The organism is Pseudoalteromonas sp. S2755, assembly GCF_005886535.1.
In the GTDB taxonomy this organism is placed as follows: Bacteria; Pseudomonadota; Gammaproteobacteria; order Enterobacterales; family Alteromonadaceae; genus Pseudoalteromonas.
Map to the genome: position 1 here is coordinate 18,458 of NZ_PNDS01000003.1, position 17,399 is coordinate 35,856.

General features: G+C 44.1%; 14 protein-coding genes. 6 read left to right on the forward strand and 8 right to left on the reverse strand.

All coding sequences use genetic code 11. The annotated features are described in order from the left end of the window. Window positions 1–8: 8 nt before the first annotated feature. Complete coding sequence (locus tag CWC03_RS01015; protein WP_138580227.1) at window positions 9–1,898, reverse strand: transglycosylase SLT domain-containing protein; 1,890 nt, start codon at window positions 1,896–1,898, stop codon at window positions 9–11. Between the two features lie 280 nt (window positions 1,899–2,178). On the opposite strand from CWC03_RS01015, the gene fadB reads away from it, so the two are divergent. The 3 genes from fadB to tusA all read left to right on the forward strand — a co-directional run bounded on the left by fadB (window position 2,179) and on the right by tusA (window position 5,961). Then, window positions 2,179–4,341, forward strand: a complete 2,163-nt coding sequence (gene fadB / locus CWC03_RS01020; RefSeq protein WP_138580228.1) for a fatty acid oxidation complex subunit alpha FadB — start codon at window positions 2,179–2,181, stop codon at window positions 4,339–4,341. Window position 4,342: 1 nt separating this feature from the next. Beyond that, window positions 4,343–5,512: an acetyl-CoA C-acyltransferase FadA gene (gene fadA / locus CWC03_RS01025; RefSeq protein WP_138580229.1), complete on the forward strand. Its 1,170-nt coding sequence runs from the start codon at window positions 4,343–4,345 to the stop codon at window positions 5,510–5,512. A gap of 209 nt (window positions 5,513–5,721) precedes the next feature. Continuing rightward, a complete protein-coding gene (tusA, locus tag CWC03_RS01030; protein WP_010376829.1) occupies window positions 5,722–5,961 on the forward strand; it encodes a sulfurtransferase TusA in 240 nt (79 codons plus the stop codon). Between the two features lie 68 nt (window positions 5,962–6,029). Here tusA and CWC03_RS01035 read toward each other — a convergent pair whose 3' ends face one another. From CWC03_RS01035 to dnaA, 7 genes are all read right to left on the reverse strand, one after another. Next, window positions 6,030–6,476, reverse strand: coding sequence for an early set domain-containing protein (locus tag CWC03_RS01035; RefSeq protein WP_138580230.1), 447 nt, complete (start codon window positions 6,474–6,476; stop codon window positions 6,030–6,032). Between the two features lie 71 nt (window positions 6,477–6,547). Beyond that, complete coding sequence (glyS, locus tag CWC03_RS01040; protein WP_138580231.1) at window positions 6,548–8,617, reverse strand: glycine--tRNA ligase subunit beta; 2,070 nt, start codon at window positions 8,615–8,617, stop codon at window positions 6,548–6,550. Next, window positions 8,617–9,519, reverse strand: coding sequence for a glycine--tRNA ligase subunit alpha (glyQ, locus tag CWC03_RS01045; protein ID WP_010376835.1), 903 nt, complete (start codon window positions 9,517–9,519; stop codon window positions 8,617–8,619). Before glyQ ends, glyS begins: the two co-directional genes overlap by 1 nt. A gap of 176 nt (window positions 9,520–9,695) precedes the next feature. Further along, a complete protein-coding gene (gene gyrB, locus CWC03_RS01050) occupies window positions 9,696–12,113 on the reverse strand; it encodes a DNA topoisomerase (ATP-hydrolyzing) subunit B (RefSeq protein ID WP_138580232.1) in 2,418 nt (805 codons plus the stop codon). A gap of 12 nt (window positions 12,114–12,125) precedes the next feature. Next, on the reverse strand, window positions 12,126–13,214 hold the full coding sequence (gene recF / locus CWC03_RS01055) for a DNA replication/repair protein RecF (RefSeq protein ID WP_138580233.1): 1,089 nt from the start codon (window positions 13,212–13,214) through the stop codon (window positions 12,126–12,128). Between the two features lie 4 nt (window positions 13,215–13,218). After that, window positions 13,219–14,322, reverse strand: coding sequence for a DNA polymerase III subunit beta (gene dnaN / locus CWC03_RS01060; RefSeq protein ID WP_128727325.1), 1,104 nt, complete (start codon window positions 14,320–14,322; stop codon window positions 13,219–13,221). Between the two features lie 10 nt (window positions 14,323–14,332). Further along, window positions 14,333–15,733 carry a chromosomal replication initiator protein DnaA gene (dnaA, locus tag CWC03_RS01065; RefSeq protein ID WP_138522627.1) on the reverse strand — a complete coding sequence of 467 codons (1,401 nt, stop codon included), beginning with the start codon at window positions 15,731–15,733 and terminating at the stop codon, window positions 14,333–14,335. Window positions 15,734–16,341: 608 nt separating this feature from the next. On the opposite strand from dnaA, the gene rpmH reads away from it, so the two are divergent. The 3 genes from rpmH to yidD all read left to right on the forward strand — a co-directional run bounded on the left by rpmH (window position 16,342) and on the right by yidD (window position 17,393). Next, on the forward strand, window positions 16,342–16,476 hold the full coding sequence (gene rpmH, locus CWC03_RS01070; protein WP_010376846.1) for a 50S ribosomal protein L34: 135 nt from the start codon (window positions 16,342–16,344) through the stop codon (window positions 16,474–16,476). A gap of 6 nt (window positions 16,477–16,482) precedes the next feature. Beyond that, window positions 16,483–16,917 carry a ribonuclease P protein component gene (gene rnpA, locus CWC03_RS01075; protein WP_010376847.1) on the forward strand — a complete coding sequence of 145 codons (435 nt, stop codon included), beginning with the start codon at window positions 16,483–16,485 and terminating at the stop codon, window positions 16,915–16,917. A gap of 173 nt (window positions 16,918–17,090) precedes the next feature. Next, window positions 17,091–17,393: a membrane protein insertion efficiency factor YidD gene (yidD, locus tag CWC03_RS01080; RefSeq protein WP_010604158.1), complete on the forward strand. Its 303-nt coding sequence runs from the start codon at window positions 17,091–17,093 to the stop codon at window positions 17,391–17,393. Window positions 17,394–17,399: the final 6 nt, after the last annotated feature.

The window sequence follows — 17,399 nt, forward strand, 5'->3', positions numbered from 1 at the left end:
ATGTGCGGTCATTTCACAATTTTCATATCCAAGATGCTTGCCAATATATTGCCATCACGACCAAGGCGAGTATGGTAAACCTGTCGATATGCCATCACATTTTTCACGTAGTCTCGTGTTTCTCTGTACGGGATCAACTCAATCCAAAGCTCAGCTGGCATGGCCTCTGAAGGCAGCCAACGCTTAATTCTATGATAGCCCGCGTTGTACGACGCTGTCGCCAAGATCTCATTCCCGGCATTCTTACGCTTCAAATATTCTAAATAACTAGTCCCCAAGCGAATGTTTGTGGCCGGATGATAAAGGCGATTTTTTGCCACGCGCTTGCGGTTGTTGACATATTTGGCGGTGCTTGGCAGCAGCTGCATTAAACCGTGGGCATTCGCACTCGAACGTGCATCCGGTGCGAAAGAGCTTTCTCGGCGAGCAACCGCGATACTCCACGCAACATCGACTCGATTACGCTCACTATATTTAGTGAACAGATCTTTAAACGCCATCGGGAAACGTAAATCAACGTAGTCCCATGCTTTGATCTGTGCAAGGGTAAAAATAGTGCTGTCATACCAATCAAACTCTGCAGCCAATATGGATGCAGCAAGCTTTTCTTCTTTGCTTGAGGTGTTAGTAAGGTAGTTCCACTCTCGGCGTGCTTGAGTATACCTTTCCAGTTCGTATAAAGCCTTTGCCCGCTTAAAGCCAGGCGCATGGGATACCCGTTCTACAATGCTAGGTTCAACATTTAACGGCGTTTCATTCAGTGATACTGGTAATCCTAATCGGGCAGCAGCCAAAAAGCCGTAGTAATCACGCTCTTGTGCTAATTGCTGCCAAATCTCGTTAGCTTTGGCCAACTCGCCACGCTTCGCGAGGCTGTATGCAAGCCAATATTGCTGACCATTGCTAAGCTGCTCGTGACCCACGAATAAGGCCGAGATCCCTTCCCAGTCTTGCTCTTTTAGCATGTTACTCATCAACCACTGTAGTAGCTTTTTGTCCTGCAGCGATTTAGGCACTTTATTAAGCCAAAATCGTGCATCTTCGTGGCCTTTAGACGCAAGCGCTAAAGCAAAGCGATAAGCAACGCTATCCTTTTGCTGCTGAGTAAAGGTAAACATATCCTGCATTTTCTGCCAGGCACGCAGCGCTAAATCTGGATCGCGCCAAACTAGGCGTCTTACACCATATACCGCAATTTCGGCTTCTTTTTCAGTACGCTTACTAAACCGATAAAGTCCAGCAGCCGCACTCGGATCTTGGCGAACTTTTTTATAAAGCTCGGCAAGATAAGCCTCATTTTTTGGTAACAGCTTCTCAAGATAATCTAGCAATGAAGTCTGACCGGATTGCGCGGCATTAGTAATTCGCTGCCAGACGCGATCGGGCGTCCTATACCCCGCTTTTTGCCATTGGTTAAAAAGACCATCACAAGCTCTGGGCTGAGACTTCCCCACCGTCCAAATATCTGTCACCTGATCAAGAATCGCTTTTTTGGGGGCGCCCAAATCCAACTGATACGCCAAATACGTACACTTGAGTTCAACATCACTGGTCTCACGATAGAACTCAATGAATCGTGCTTTCTTTTTATACCGCTTTAAATAATCGAGCCAAGCAGAGCGTACTGGCCATTCTAATGGGGTATGCTCGTATACCGTTAAAAAGTGCTGAATTTCTTGCTGGTACTTGAGCTTAGGGTGACGCTTGTAAAACGCCATTTCAACGTATGGCTTAAGTGGGTGATCGAGCTGCGCTATTGCAGCTTTAAAATTACTATAATTACCAGACCAAGCGACACGCTCGGCCTGTTTAAATTCGTCGTGAGTGCTATCGGCTGCACAGAGCCAGCTCACCATACATAAGCTGCCTGCAGCTAAGCGGGGTAACCAATATGTCATGCAAACCCTTTTTTATCTGCCAAAAGAATACACACCTAAATTGAAATACAGCCAAATTATGCTTATCTAAAGGTGGCGCTGAAGACCAAAACTCGGCTTGTCATTTGCGAGCATGCTCATAAACGACACTAAATGCGAGGTGCGTAAAGCCACCATAGCAAACCGACTCAGGTATTTCAGTAAATGCGCGGTAAATTTTTCATTGCAATTTGCCGCCAAAGGATCCACACTGATTGAAATTACAACTCATCGTACCAGTGTAAAGCACGGGAGAACATGTATGTTAATCAAACGCGAGTCCTTTGTAGTTGATTTTTGCAAAGGCAATATCGCTGAGTTTAAGTTTTGCCTACCAGGCTCAGTAAACAAACTATCTCAGCAAGTACTTAAGGAAAGCCACAAAGCGCTTATCGAATTGAGCCAGCGCGACGACATTGATGGCTTAATTTTTACCAGCGACAAAGACCACTTTATTGTTGGCGCTGATATTTTTGAATTCCTTCCGACTTTCCAACGCCCAGAAGAAGAACTTGTTGGCTGGATTAAAAGCGCAACCGATGTCTTCGACGCAATAGAAGATTTACCTTTCCCTACACTATCTGCAGTAAATGGCCTTGCGCTTGGCGGTGGCTGCGAGTGGTTGCTCGCCACGGATTACCGTATCGCAACTGACAACGCAAAAATTGGCCTACCAGAAGTTAAGCTTGGCATTATGCCGGGCTTTGGTGGTACCGTAAGGCTTCCTCGCTTAATCGGCGCTGACAACGCAATGACGTGGATCACCACAGGCCAAGAAAACCGAGCGAATGATGCGCTAAAAGTTGGTGCGGTTGACGGTGTAGTGCCTGCTGACAAACTCATGGCTGCCGCTATTCGTACCTTAGAGCAAGCTATTGCAGGTAAATTGGATTGGCGCGCAAAACGCCAAGTTAAGCTTGACCCATTGAAAATGAATCGTGTTGAGCAAGGCATGAGCTTTGGTATGGCAGAAGGCATGGTAATGGCAAAAACCAAGGGCCATTACCCAGCACCAATGATGGCGGTACAAACGCTTAAAGCGGCAGCTAACCTTAGTCGCAGCGAAGCGATGGCACTCGAAAATCAAAACTTTGCTAAACTTGCCAAAACGGCAGAAGCGGCAGCGCAAACTGGTATTTTCTTAGCGGATCAATACATCAAAACGGTTGCTAAGAAGCAAGCGAAACAAAGCAACACCGAGATTAAGCAAGCGGCTGTGCTAGGTGCTGGAATTATGGGTGGCGGTATCGCTTACCAGTCAGCATACAAAGGCACACCAATCGTCATGAAAGACATCCAGCAAGGTGCCCTAGACCTTGGTATGGGCGAAGCTGCAAAACTACTCGGTAAGAAAGTACAGCGCGGCCACATGTCGATGGATAAAATGATTGCCACTTTAGGTAAAATCAAACCAACGCTTAACGACCAAGACTTGCAAGGCTCAGATATTATTGTTGAAGCCGTTGTTGAGAATCCAAAGATCAAAAAATCGGTCTTGGCGAGTCTTGAATCGCAACTGCCTGAGGGCACAATTCTCACATCAAACACATCGACTATTCGTATTGATGAGTTAGCAACCGCACTTGAGAAGCCAGAAAACTTCTGTGGCATGCACTTCTTTAACCCAGTGCCAAAGATGCCATTGGTAGAAATCATTCGCGGCGAACAAACATCGGATGAAACCGTTGCCGCAGTAGTAGATTATGCCTTAAAGCTTGGCAAGTCTCCTATCGTTGTTAACGATTGCCCAGGTTTCTTCGTGAACCGCGTCCTATTCCCTTACTTTGCTGGCTTCAGCCAACTTGTTGTAGAAGGTGCTGACTTCGCAAAAGTAGATAAGGTGATGGAAAATGTCTTCGGCTGGCCAATGGGTCCTGCGTACTTACTAGACGTAGTGGGTATCGATACGGCAAACCATTGTACTGGTGTAATGGCTGATGGCTTCCCTACTCGCATGGCACGTAAAGACAAAGACCCTGTCGCTGTACTTGCGGCTGCCGAACGCTTTGGTCAGAAAAACCAAAAAGGCTTCTACCAATACGCACCAGATCGCAAAGGTCGTCTGAAGAAGAGCAAAGACGACAGCGCGCTTGAGTTGCTGAGCAGCATTTGTGACGCACCCACTGAATTTGATAAACAAACGATTATTGAGCGTTGTATGGTGCCAATGATCAATGAAGTGTTACTGTGTCTACAAGAAAACATTGTTGCTTCACCGCAAGAAGCAGACATGGCACTGATCTACGGTATCGGCTTCCCTCCATTCAGAGGTGGTGCGTTCCGCTATCTAGACCAAATAGGCCTCGCAAACTTTGTAGCAATGGCTGACAAGTACGCTCATCTTGGTGAAATTTATCAAGTTTCTGAGCAAACTAGACAGTGGGCAGATGAAGGTAAAGTGTTCTATCAAGTGGAGGGCCAGTAACATGGAAAACGCGGTAATCGTAGATTGTATTCGTACCCCAATGGGCCGTTCAAAAGGCGGTGTATTTAAGCATAAACGTGCCGAAGACCTCAGCGCACATTTGATGAAGGGCCTACTTGAGCGTAATCCTCAAGTAGCACCAGACTCAATTGACGACATCTACTGGGGCTGTGTACAGCAAACGTTAGAGCAAGGCTTTAACGTTGGTCGTAACGCTGCACTCTTAGCTGGCATTCCTCATACTGTACCTGCGGTAACGGTTAACCGTCTATGCGGTTCATCAATGCAAGCATTACATGATGCAGCTCGCGCTATCATGACAGGTGCTGGTGACACTTACCTTATCGGTGGTGTTGAACACATGGGTCACGTACCAATGACACATGGTAATGACTTTCACCCAGGCCTTGCGACATCTGTAGCACAAGCTGCCGGTGTGATGGGGTTAACAGCTGAGTACTTAGCGCTGATGCACGGTATCAGTCGTGAGCAGCAAGATGAATTTGCAGTACGCTCACACCAACGCGCACATGCCGCAACCCTTGAAGGGCGTTTCGCAAAAGAAATCCTGCCAATGGAAGGTCATGATGCCGATGGTACACCAGTACTTGTCGAGCATGACGAAGTTATCCGCCCAGAGACAAGCCTAGAAGGTCTTGGGCAGCTACGTCCTGTATTTAACCCAGCATCGGGGACGGTCACTGCTGGTACCTCTTCAGCGCTGTCTGACGGTGCTTCTGCTATGTTGGTCATGAGCGAGTCTAAGGCAAGAGAACTCGGCCTTCCAATTCGTGCTCGTATTAAGTCAATGGCAGTAGCAGGTTGCGATCCTTCCATCATGGGTTACGGTCCAGTTCCGGCATCACAAAAAGCCTTGAAGCAAGCGGGCATTACTATTGATGATATTGATGTTGCTGAACTAAACGAAGCCTTTGCAGCGCAATCACTACCAGTGCTAAAAGACCTAGGCCTACTAGACAAGGTAGATGAGAAAGTAAACCTCAACGGTGGTGCAATTGCACTCGGTCACCCACTTGGTTGCTCAGGTTCACGTATTAGCACAACGCTTATCAACCTAATGGAAGAGAAAGACGCGAAGTACGGCCTTGCAACTATGTGTATTGGTTTAGGCCAAGGTATTGCTACCGTATTCGAGCGCGTAGATAACTAATTCCAACCAGCTGGTACTGGACTTTTATAAGACAATACCAGCACACAACTTCAACTTGGTGACCAAGGCAAAACGGCACAACTGTTTTGCCTTTTTTATTACCTGCATTTACCTTACCTCGGTTGGCTAAGACTTGAGTTATCCAAACTTGAGCTTACTTACAACATGCGGTTAAAATAGCGGTTTTCGTAACTAACAAGGCCACCACAATGAGTTTTGATAATACCGACCATACCTTAGATGCAGTAGGCTTACGTTGTCCGGAACCGGTAATGATGATTAGAGGCATGGTGAGGCGGATGAACTTAGGTGAGACGTTGTTAGTTATCGCAGATGATCCCTCAACGACAAGAGACATTCCGAGCTTCTGTGAATTTATGGATCACACTTTGGTAGCCAAAGCAGTGGCTGAATCTCCTTACAAATATGTGATTAAGAAAGGTCAGTGATCTCCTCTTTAACACACTGTTTGAACTCATAAGTCATAGACAATAAAAAAGCGGCATCTGCCGCTTTTTTAAGATTTTACAATCACCACCTTTGGTGAGCGAGGATTACGATAATCTAAGCGGATTTCGTACCAACCTTTTTTACTTGGCTTAAAGCTAAAGTAGTTATACACCGTGTTACAATCCGCGACCAGCGGTTGTCCTAGCGTTAACTGCCCTTCACTCTTATAGCCACAGTTGTAGCCTTCACTCCACTGCTCATCAGCAATTTTAAATTCATACACTTTACCTGGGCTCATGAATCTTGCTTTTGTTGCGTAGATCCCCGGTTGTGCTTCTTCAAGGCGATACTGAGGTTCGGCATCCCACAGAGTGAAGTCACCGCGTAAATACATTGTCTTATCCAACTCACCAGCAACAACCGGTGAAGTTGACGTTGTTGGCAATTGAAAGTTACTACTACAAGCGGTAAGTGCTAATAGCGCAATCGCCATTGCCCCTTGTTTTTTAATCATAGCTAGACAGCCTTTTACTTGCTTTTACCAATCAGCAAAAAGCCAGCAGTTGCTGGCTTTTGTATCAGCAATTAATTTTGTAACACTGAAATATCTGCAGTATTAAGGAATAACTTACTCAACTGACTAAGTAGTGCTAAACGATTGGCTTTAACCGCTTCATCGTCCGCCATTACCATAACGTTATCAAAGAAGTTATCTACTGCTTCACGTAAACTCGCTAAACGCGTCAGTGCAGTTTGATAATCACCTTCAGCATAAACAGGTGCAAGCTCAGCAGTTAACGCAGCAACTTGTGCAGCCAATGTTTGCTCAGCTTCTTCTTGCAGGAGTGAGCTCTCCACCGCAGCTTCTGACGCGACGTTATTCTTCGCTAGAATGTTGTTTACACGCTTATTGGCAGCGGCTAACCCCTCAGCTTCCGTCAACGTTCTAAAGTGACTAACCGCTTTTACTCGGCGATCAAAATCAACTGGACTCGTTGGACGTCTTGCAAGTACAGCCTGGATCACATCAACGCTAATACCTTCATCTTGGTACCAAGCACGGAAACGACCTAACATAAACTCAACCACTTCATCGGCAACATTTGCATTGCTTAGCTTATCACCGAATAACGTCATTGCTTTGGCAACGATATCCTGAATATCTAATGGTAGTTCTTTTTCTACCATAATACGCAATGCGCCGATGGCAGCACGGCGAAGTGCAAACGGGTCTTTATCGCCTTTTGGTGTCTGGCCGATACCAAAAATGCCAACCAGAGTATCAAACTTATCCGCAAGCGCCACAGCAAAACTGATTGGGTTAGACGGTAGATTATCACCAGCAAAACGCGGCATATATTGCTCATTTTGTGCTAGTGCGACTTCTTCCGCTTCACCATCAATACGCGCGTAATGCATACCCATCACGCCCTGAACATCAGTAAACTCCATGACCATTTCAGTCATAAGATCCGTTTTACTTAGCAAACCTGCACGCTCTGCTAGCGCCTTATCAGCACCAAGCAGCTCCGCAATAAAACCTGCGAGTGCCGAAATACGCTCTGACTTGTCTTTTAGTGTGCCAAGCTGCTTCTGAAATAACACTGAATCAAGTGACTCAAGACGGCTTTCCAGCGTTTTCTTCTTATCCGTTTCAAAGAAGAACTGAGCATCTGCCAGACGCGGGCGAACCACTTTCTCGTTACCCGAGATCACTACGCTCGGATCTTTACTTTCAATGTTAGAAACAAACAAGAACTTGTTGATCAAGTTGCCTTGCTTATCTAATAGTGGAAAGTACTTTTGGTCGTCTTTCATGGTGTAGATAAGTGCTTCATCTGGCACTTGCAAGAAGGCTTCTTCAAAAGAAGCAACTAAAGTGACTGGCCACTCGACTAGCGATGTAACTTCTTCAAGAAGGTCTTCATCCATCGCGACTTGCGCGCCGAGCTTTTCAGCTTCAGCTTCAATTTGGCCTCGAATTAACGCTTTACGTGCTTCGTAATCCGCAATAACGTATGCACCTTTTAGCACTGCATGACTATCATCCGCATGTTCAACACGAACACGCTCAGGGTGATGGAAGCGATGTCCCTGCAGCTCATTGCTGATAGCTTTACCTAGCACTTCACCTTCAACTTGTTGACTACCAAGTAGTGCAGCCACGGTATGTACTGGACGGATAAATTGCGTCTTGTTCGCACCCCAGCGCATCGGCTTTGGAATAGGTAACTTAGCCAGTGCTTTATTGATCACATCGCTTAGTAACGCTAAGGTCTGTTGCCCCTCCACTTTCGCTTTGTGTAGCAGCCAAGTGCCTTTATCAGTTTCTAAACGCTCAGCATCATTAATATCAATACCACAACCACGAGCCCAACCTAGCGCCGCTTTAGTCGCGTTACCATCGGCGTCAAATGCTGCCTGAATAGCAGGACCACGCTTTTCGACTACTTTGTCGGCCTGTTGCGTTTGTAATGCTTTAACTTGAATACCTAAGCGACGAGGTGATGCATACCAGCTCACGCCTTCATGACTAAGCTCTAATGCTTCAAGTTCTTGCCTAGTATTTTCTGCGAATGACTCAGCAAGGTTGCGTAACGCCTTTGGTGGTAGCTCTTCAGTACCAATTTCTACGAGTAAGTTTTCAGTCGACATTATTTATCCTTACAAAGCGGGAAGCCAAGTGCTTCACGTGCATCATAGTAAGCCTGTGCACAGGCTTTTGATAAAGCACGAACTCTTAATATATAGCGCTGACGCTCAGTTACTGAGATAGCGTGACGTGCGTCTAACAGGTTAAATGCATGAGATGCCTTCATTACCTGCTCATAAGCTGGTAGAGGAAGACCTGCTTCAATTAGTTTTTCGCTTTCTTTTTCACACTGGTCAAACTGTTTGAATAATGCCTCTACATCCGCATATTCAAAGTTATATGTCGACTGTTCTATCTCGTTTTGCATGAACACGTCACCATAAGTTACGCGTCCCATTGGACCATCTGTCCAAACGAGATCATAAATGCTATCTACACCTTGTATATACATTGCAAGGCGCTCTAAACCATAAGTAATTTCACCCGTTACCGGTGAACATTCAATACCGCCAACTTGCTGGAAGTAGGTAAACTGAGTCACTTCCATGCCATTCAACCATACTTCCCAACCTAATCCCCAAGCACCTAGCGTTGGTGATTCCCAGTTGTCTTCAACAAAACGTACTTCGTGCGTCAATGTATCAATGCCCAGCGCTTCTAGAGAGCCGAGGTAGAGTTCCTGAATATTCTCAGGCGATGGCTTCAATACAACTTGGAATTGGTAGTAATGCTGAAGACGGTTAGGGTTTTCACCATAGCGACCATCTGTCGGGCGGCGACAAGGTTGTACGTATGCGCTCGACATTGGCTCAGGACCAATGGACTTAAGGAAGGTCATCGGGTGGAATGTACCCGCACCAACTTCCATATCTAAAGGTTGAGCTACAACACAGCCTTGCTGCGCCCAGTAATCCTGTAAAGCCAGGATCAAACCTTGGAAGGTTTTGATATCGTATTTTTGCATAGTTGGCTTATTTTTATCTGGTACTTATCGTATGTAAACGCCTGCAGTAATTTGGCGCTCACGCTAGATTCAATGATTGAAAATTATGCTCAGTATACCGCGAGCGCAGAAGGGTTTTAAGCTTTAAAGCATAAAAAAAGGAGGGAAAACCCCTCCTTTTTACTAGATGTTTGAGTTTACACGTCTAAGTTAACAACTCTCAGTGCATTTGTTTCGATAAACTCTCGACGAGGTTCAACTTGGTCACCCATCAAGGTTGCAAACAATTGGTCTGCAGCAATGGCATCTTCAATGGTCACACGTAGCATACGGCGAGCATCTGGATCCATCGTTGTTTCCCAAAGTTGGTCAGGGTTCATCTCACCCAATCCTTTATAGCGTTGTGTATACAAGCCACGCTTAGACTCTGAGATAAGCCATTCAAGACCAGCCTCAAAATACTCGATTGCTTGAGTCTTCTCACCACGCTGTACGTAACCGCCTTCGCTGATCAAACTACCAATTTGACGACCCGTGTTCGCAATGCGGACATAATCTTTAGATGTAATAAAGTCGAAGTTCAAAGTATGCGCTTTATCAACACCGTGCTGACGAATATTGATCACTGGATAATACATGTGGCGCTCTTCATCAAATGCCACTTCCGCGTTAAAGATAGTAGCATCTTCGTCTTTCTTCACAAGATCAGCTACAAGGCTTTCAGTCCATGCCGTTACCTTAGCTTCATCAGATAAATCAGCCTCTGTCAGCTCAGGCTGGTAAAGCAAGCGGTTCATGATTGAAGACGGGTACTTACGCTTTAAACGTTCAATGATATCTATCGTATTTTGATAATCGTGCACTAAGTTTTCTAACTTGTTACCAGAAATTGGCTCAGCACCTTCTGCTGGGTATAACGCAGCATCGTTAAGTGCCAATGTTGTTAGGTATGAAGTTAGTGCATTATCATCTTTAATATAGCGCTCTTGCTTACCTTTCTTCACTTTGTATAGTGGTGGCTGAGCAATATAGACATAACCGCGTTCGATGATTTCTGGCATTTGACGATAGAAGAAAGTCAGTAGCAGCGTACGGATGTGTGAGCCATCCACGTCCGCATCGGTCATGATGATGATGCGGTGATATCTTAGCTTTTCAGGGTTATATTCATCACGGCCAATACCACAGCCTAATGCAGTAATTAGTGTTGCCACTTCCTGAGAAGAAAGCATCTTATCAAAGCGTGCTTTTTCTACGTTCAGGATTTTACCTTTAAGAGGCAAGATAGCTTGGTTCTTACGATTACGACCTTGCTTAGCAGAACCACCCGCCGAGTCACCCTCCACTATATATAGTTCAGAAAGTGCAGGATCTCGTTCCTGGCAGTCAGCGAGTTTACCCGGTAGACCGGCTAAATCCATGACCCCTTTACGACGAGTCATTTCACGTGCTTTACGTGCAGCTTCACGCGCGCGCGCCGCATCAACGATTTTATTTACAACGGTTTTCGCATCGCCTGGGTTTTCAAGCAAAAATTCAGTTAGCTTTTCAGCCATCATTTGCTCAACAGCCCCTTTCACTTCGCTAGAAACGAGCTTGTCTTTTGTCTGTGAAGAGAACTTAGGATCAGGAACTTTAACACTAACAACAGCGGTCAAACCTTCACGGGCATCGTCACCCGTAGCACTGGTTTTATACTTTTTATTAAAGCCTTCTTTTTCCATGTAGGTGTTAAGCGTACGTGTAAGCGCTGCACGGAAACCTGCTAAGTGAGTACCACCATCGCGTTGAGGGATGTTATTCGTAAAACAGTAGATGTTTTCTTGGAATCCATCATTCCATTGCATAGAGACTTCTACGCTAATGCCATCGTCGCGTTCCGTCGAAAAGTGGAAAACATTTTGATGAACTGGTGTCTTCTTACGATTTAGATACGCAACGAATGCTTGAATACCGCCTTCGTATTTGAAGTGATCTTGTTTATTCTCTTCGCGCTCATCACTCAAAATGATGCTTACACCAGAGTTAAGGAAAGATAGTTCACGTAGGCGCTTGGCTAGAATATCGTAGTGGAAATTTGTATCTGAGAACGTTTCAGCACTTGGCCAGAATCTCAATTCTGTACCAGTAGATTCCGCTTCACCGATAACACCTAACGGCGCATCTGGAACACCCATAGTGTATTTTTGCTGATGCACTTTGCCATCACGGCGGATTGTTAATTGTAGTTTTTCAGAAAGTGCATTTACAACAGAAACACCTACACCGTGCAAACCGCCAGATACTTTATATGAGTTATCATCAAATTTACCACCGGCATGTAGTACAGTCATGATAACTTCTGCCGCAGAAACCCCTTCTTCTTCGTGAATTGAAGTTGGGATACCACGACCATTATCTCGAACAGATACAGAGCCATCGGTATGAATTGTTACGAAAATATCGTCACAATATCCTGCTAGTGCTTCGTCGATTGAGTTATCAACGACCTCAAACACCATGTGATGTAAACCAGTACCATCGTCTGTGTCACCGATATACATTCCCGGACGCTTTCTTACAGCATCCAATCCTTTAAGTACTTTAATACTCGACGAATCGTAATTTTCCGACATGGTTTCTTCCAATTATTTTGTTATTAAGCTGCCATGTTCCACGTGGAACATTTTAATTTCACGTTCCATTGGTTCAATAACGGCGGCAATACTTTCTGGAGTGATAGCAGTGATAAATAGCTGTGACTGACATTGCGCCAACAGACGCGATACCGCCACCTTAGTATCTTCACTAAGCTCCGAAGGTAAATCATCAATAAGCAGAATTGACTGCTTATTACTCTCTTGGTCAATCAAACTGTTTTGCATTACTTTTAGTGCATACAGTAATAACTTGAGTTGGCCACGAGAAAAAATATGTTCTACGCTGTTTCCTTGAGTATAAAAGTTAAAGTCAGCCTTATGCGGCCCTTTACTTGTATAGCCAAGTTTTACATCTCGCTCTAACTGATTCGTTAATACCTCAGCTAGCTCCCCCTTCCAGCCCGCTTGAAAGCGAATTTCAAGGCCTTTAAATATAGGGCTTATATCCCCTATCTTATCAAAAAAATGCGTCTGAAACCTACCTATATAAGCCTCTCTAAACATATTTATTTGCTCAGCAAGGCGTACAAACTCCTTATCCCAATAACTTAGATGGGATTGGAGATCTCTCGGTTTAGATTTCAATAAAGCATTACGTTGCTTGAGCACCTGATTGAACATTTTCCATGTGGAATAGAACTGATGTTCCACGTGGAACACACCTAAATCAAGAAACTTACGACGCTCTTTTGGACCACCAAAAAACAGCTCATAGCTTTCTGGTGTAATAACTTGAACAGGTAAAACCTGTGCCAATTCTGCCACTTTCCGACTTGCCTGCCCCTGAATTCGAAGCTTAGTTTCACCACTGGTATATTTACTAATGCCAAGCGGTATAGACAAGTTATATAGTTGTTTTTTAGCATGAACAACGCAATGAGAAGCTTCATGCTTGATCATTAATTTTTGCAGATTGGTACGGAAAGATTTACCACTGGAGAGAAAGTAAATGGCTTCAAGCAGACTGGTTTTACCGCTACCATTTTCACCGAGAATGACATTAACGGCATTGCTAGGTGAAAGCGCCATCGCCTCAATGTTTCGAAACGCATTGAGGCTAAGGTGAGTTAAACTCATAAATCTATAAACGCATCGGCATAACTACATACATTGCATGTTCGTCACCAGCGGCTTCAATAAGCGCACTGCTGTTTGCATCAGAAAGCGTAAATTGCACATCTTCAGACTTTATTGTATTTAACACATCTAATAAGTAAGAAACGTTAAAACCTACTTCAAGATCATCGCCTTGATAACCTACCTCAACAATTTCTTCAGCTTGCTCCTGCTCTGGGTTATTGGCACTAATTTTCAATTGCCCACTACTCAGATTCAATCGCACGCCGCGAAACTTCTCATTAGAAAGAATAGATACGCGCTGAAATGCACTACGTAGCCAATCGCGGTTTGCGGTAACCAGCTTGTCCCCGCCACGAGGTAATACGCGACGATAATCAGGGAATCGCCCATCCACCAGCTTACTCGTAAAAGTAAATTCGCTGTCGATGATACGCACATGATTAGCGCCAAATTGAATGGTGATAGTTTCATCATCCGCAGGCAATAAGCGCATGATCTCTTGTACGCCCTTACGAGGAATGATCAATTGACGTTGCGTTTGTAATGACTCAGGTAATTTTTGCTGCGCAATTGCCAGACGGTGACCGTCAGTGGCTACCGTTTTAATTTCACTATTATCTACTTCAAACGACATACCATTTAAATAGTAACGTACGTCTTGGTTAGCCATAGAAAAGTGCGTTGCTTCTAGCAATTTTCTCAGCTCTAAACGCGTTATGGCAAACTCAACCTCACCGTCCCATTCTTCAAGATTAGGGAAATCTTCGGCTGCTAAGGTTGTCAATGAAAAGCGACTTTGACCGCTAGTCAATAAAAGTTGATGCTCCTGACTACTCAGCACTAAATCAGAGTTATCAGGCAAGCTCTTACAAATATCTAGGAGCTTTTTCGCCGGCAAAGTGATCTTGGCGTCTGGCACATTTGTTTCAAGGGCAACAGATGCAACAAGCTCTATCTCTAAATCTGTACCTGTCATATGTAATGCGCCATTTTTCACTTCTAGCAATACATTAGACAAAATAGGTAGTGTATGTTTGCGCTCAATGGCACCCGACACCTGTACCAGTGGCTTTAAAAATAGTTCTCTTGGAATCGTTATTTGCATCATTTAACCCTTAAGAAGACAGCGTTCTAATTAAGTTTTGATAATCTTCTTTTACCTCATGACTTTCATCACGAAGTGCTTTTACTTTTCTACACGCGTGTAACACGGTGGTATGGTCGCGGCCACCAAATGCATCACCTATTTCTGGTAAGCTGTGGTTTGTCAGTTCTTTAGACAATGCCATGGCAACTTGTCTTGGTCTTGCAACTGAGCGGCTACGACGTTTTGACAATAAGTCAGAAACACGAATTCGATAATATTCCGCTACGGTGCGCTGGATATTATCGATGGTAACGAGTTTGTCCTGTAGCGCTAGTAAGTCACGTAGCGCCTCTTTAACAAAGTCGATAGAAATTGGACGACCAGTGAAGTTGGCATTAGCTATCACGCGGTTTAACGCACCTTCTAACTCTCGCACATTTGAGCGTAATTTCTTAGCGATAAAAAAGGCAACTTCGTGTGGCAAGTTAATATTACTTTGCTGCGCTTTCTTCATTAAAATAGCAACGCGAGTCTCTAATTCTGGTGGCTCAATAGCAATAGTTAACCCCCAACCAAAACGCGACTTCAGTCGGTCCTCAACCCCTTCTATTTCTTTAGGGTAACGGTCAGAAGTTAGAATAATTTGTTGGTTTCCTTCAAGCAGCGCATTAAATGTATGGAAGAATTCTTCTTGCGAACGCTCTTTGTTTGCAAAGAATTGGATATCATCAATCATCAATGCATCAACGCTGCGGTAGTAACGCTTAAATTCTTCAATGGCATTATTTTGTAGTGCTTTAACCATGTCCTGAACAAAACGCTCTGAATGCATATAAACAATTTTTGCATCCGGTTTTTGTTCAATGATGCCATTACCTACGGCGTGTAACAGGTGCGTCTTACCCAAACCTGTACCACCATAAATAAATACGGGGTTGAATGCAGAACCTGGATTATCAGCAACTTGTGTTGCAGCAGCTTTAGCCAGCTGGTTAGATTTACCTTCTACAAAGTTATCAAAGGTATAATTCTCTTTGATATTAGACTTGTGTGAAGATTTAGGAGCCGGCTCAACTTTTTCTGCCATTTTTGGCTGAGTGCCTTGCAGCATAGACACGTTATCCGCTGCATGACCTACACTTGCAGCCTTTTCGCTGGATACACTGGGTTGTGCAGCCAACACAGGTTTGCTACCTACATCAAAGCGCAGCTCTGGTGCTTCATCACCACAGATCTCAATCAGTAGTTCATTGATGCGGTGGAGATACTTTTCCCGTACCCAATCTAATACGAAACGATTTGGCGCATAGATAGTTAGCGTATCATCAGTACTTTCTGCCTGTAGTGGTCTAACCCACATGCTAAATTGCTGAGATGGCAATTCATCTTGCAAAACATATAAACAACTTTGCCAAACCGACAGATACACTCTGAACTCCAATAGGTTTTGATTCCCGGGAATAAAAAATAGAGCATTCAGATCTAGAATAGTCAGATCTAAATGAAAGGATCGCCGGAAATACTTAGTTTTTATTACAAAATCACTGGTGGAAGCGGGGTATTATGAAGTGATCTTATCCACAAGTTCAATATTGACATTTAGAAAAAGCAAGATCTCACCCTAGTAAAAAAATAAACGCATGAAATTTAAAGGTTTTTATTTTTTACCCACAAGTAAGATCATAGCAAAAAACTCTCCCGATCTCACCCCAAAATTAAGATCAAATTTAGTTTTCCAGAGCTTTTCCTATTCTTACTAAATGCTATAATGCCGCCCATCGGATCAGATCTATGCAGATCGATTTCGTATTGATCCTACTTTATGTAGATCGTCTATGTTTGCTCGATAGCTTTGCCAAGTTTTGTCTATATAAAGGATATAGAACCTCTCGCTGTGGATTATTTAGTCACAGAGAACAGATTTTGATTGACTTTAGACGCGCTCAGCTTTAATATCTCGCGCTCGCAATGGCACCTGTGCCAGGATCGCGACCTGCATAGGATGTTTTAACTTTTAACCGATCGGATGGAATTGTTATGAAAAGAACTTTTCAACCTAGCGTACTTAAGCGCAAGCGCACTCACGGTTTCCGTGCTCGCATGGCGACTAAGAACGGTCGTAAAGTATTAGCACGTCGTCGTGCTAAAGGCCGTAAAGTACTTTCTGCTTAATATTTAGTGGAAGACTTTAGCTTTAGCAGGGAGTTACGTCTGTTAACTCCCTCGCATTACTCCCGCATATTTCAAGAGCCAGCTCGCGCTGCTACGCCTTATTTTACTCTACTCGCAAAACCAAATGATGTTGGTCATCCAAGACTCGGTTTAACTGTAGCTAAAAAACGCTGCAAAAAAGCATGTCAACGAAACCGTATCAAACGACTTGCCCGAGAAAGCTTTCGATTAAATCGTCATAAACTTGATAATATCGATATTGTGTTGATGGTCAAAACTGGTGTTGACGAGCAATCTAATGAAGAGCTAACTAAACAGCTCACTAAAATGTGGCGCAAAATAAATGAGCGTTGTAAGCCAGGTGCACCTAAACCACCTTTTAAGCCAAAGCCTCAGCACAAACGTTCAAAAAATCCTCAAGCTAACGCGAAAAAGCAATAATCTGCTTTAGCCTTTCCTTTTTACGGCGCATTTACCCTTGCTAGCATAGTAATTTTACGCCAATTAAGGTAAGGTTAGCTCACCTTTTAATCAGCTATATCAATGGAAAAATAGTCTGTTTTTGCCTACCTGGGTTGAAGCAGTAAATTGAGGAAATTGATATCTACAAAGCCATGAATTCAACTTCAGGGCGTAGCAAGATCAGAAATCAGTTCAAAGCAGTTTGTTCGCTTCCCAAGCACCTGCTTATATTGCTGATCCGCGGTTATCAACAATGGATTAGCCCCCTACTAGGGCCTCATTGTCGCTTTAACCCGACCTGTTCTAGTTATGCAATTCAAGCAATTAATTTACATGGAATTGCAAAAGGGAGTTGGTTAGCGGTTAAACGCATATTAAAATGTCACCCTTTGAGCGCAGGTGGAGATGATCCTGTACCTGTGAAGTCGACTAAAGTTAAACAACACGAGAAATAAGAGCTG

Coding starts and splice junctions, on each gene's coding strand:
- recF (WP_138580233.1), bottom strand. CDS start 13,214: ATGAGTTTAACTCACCTTAGCCTCAATGCGTTTCGAAACATTGAGGCG.
- dnaN (WP_128727325.1), bottom strand. CDS start 14,322: ATGCAAATAACGATTCCAAGAGAACTATTTTTAAAGCCACTGGTACAG.
- CWC03_RS01035 (WP_138580230.1), bottom strand. CDS start 6,476: ATGATTAAAAAACAAGGGGCAATGGCGATTGCGCTATTAGCACTTACC.
- CWC03_RS01015 (WP_138580227.1), bottom strand. CDS start 1,898: ATGACATATTGGTTACCCCGCTTAGCTGCAGGCAGCTTATGTATGGTG.
- gyrB (WP_138580232.1), bottom strand. CDS start 12,113: ATGTCGGAAAATTACGATTCGTCGAGTATTAAAGTACTTAAAGGATTG.
- fadB (WP_138580228.1), top strand. CDS start 2,179: ATGTTAATCAAACGCGAGTCCTTTGTAGTTGATTTTTGCAAAGGCAAT.
- tusA (WP_010376829.1), top strand. CDS start 5,722: ATGAGTTTTGATAATACCGACCATACCTTAGATGCAGTAGGCTTACGT.
- glyQ (WP_010376835.1), bottom strand. CDS start 9,519: ATGCAAAAATACGATATCAAAACCTTCCAAGGTTTGATCCTGGCTTTA.
- glyS (WP_138580231.1), bottom strand. CDS start 8,617: ATGTCGACTGAAAACTTACTCGTAGAAATTGGTACTGAAGAGCTACCA.
- rpmH (WP_010376846.1), top strand. CDS start 16,342: ATGAAAAGAACTTTTCAACCTAGCGTACTTAAGCGCAAGCGCACTCAC.
- fadA (WP_138580229.1), top strand. CDS start 4,343: ATGGAAAACGCGGTAATCGTAGATTGTATTCGTACCCCAATGGGCCGT.
- yidD (WP_010604158.1), top strand. CDS start 17,091: ATGAATTCAACTTCAGGGCGTAGCAAGATCAGAAATCAGTTCAAAGCA.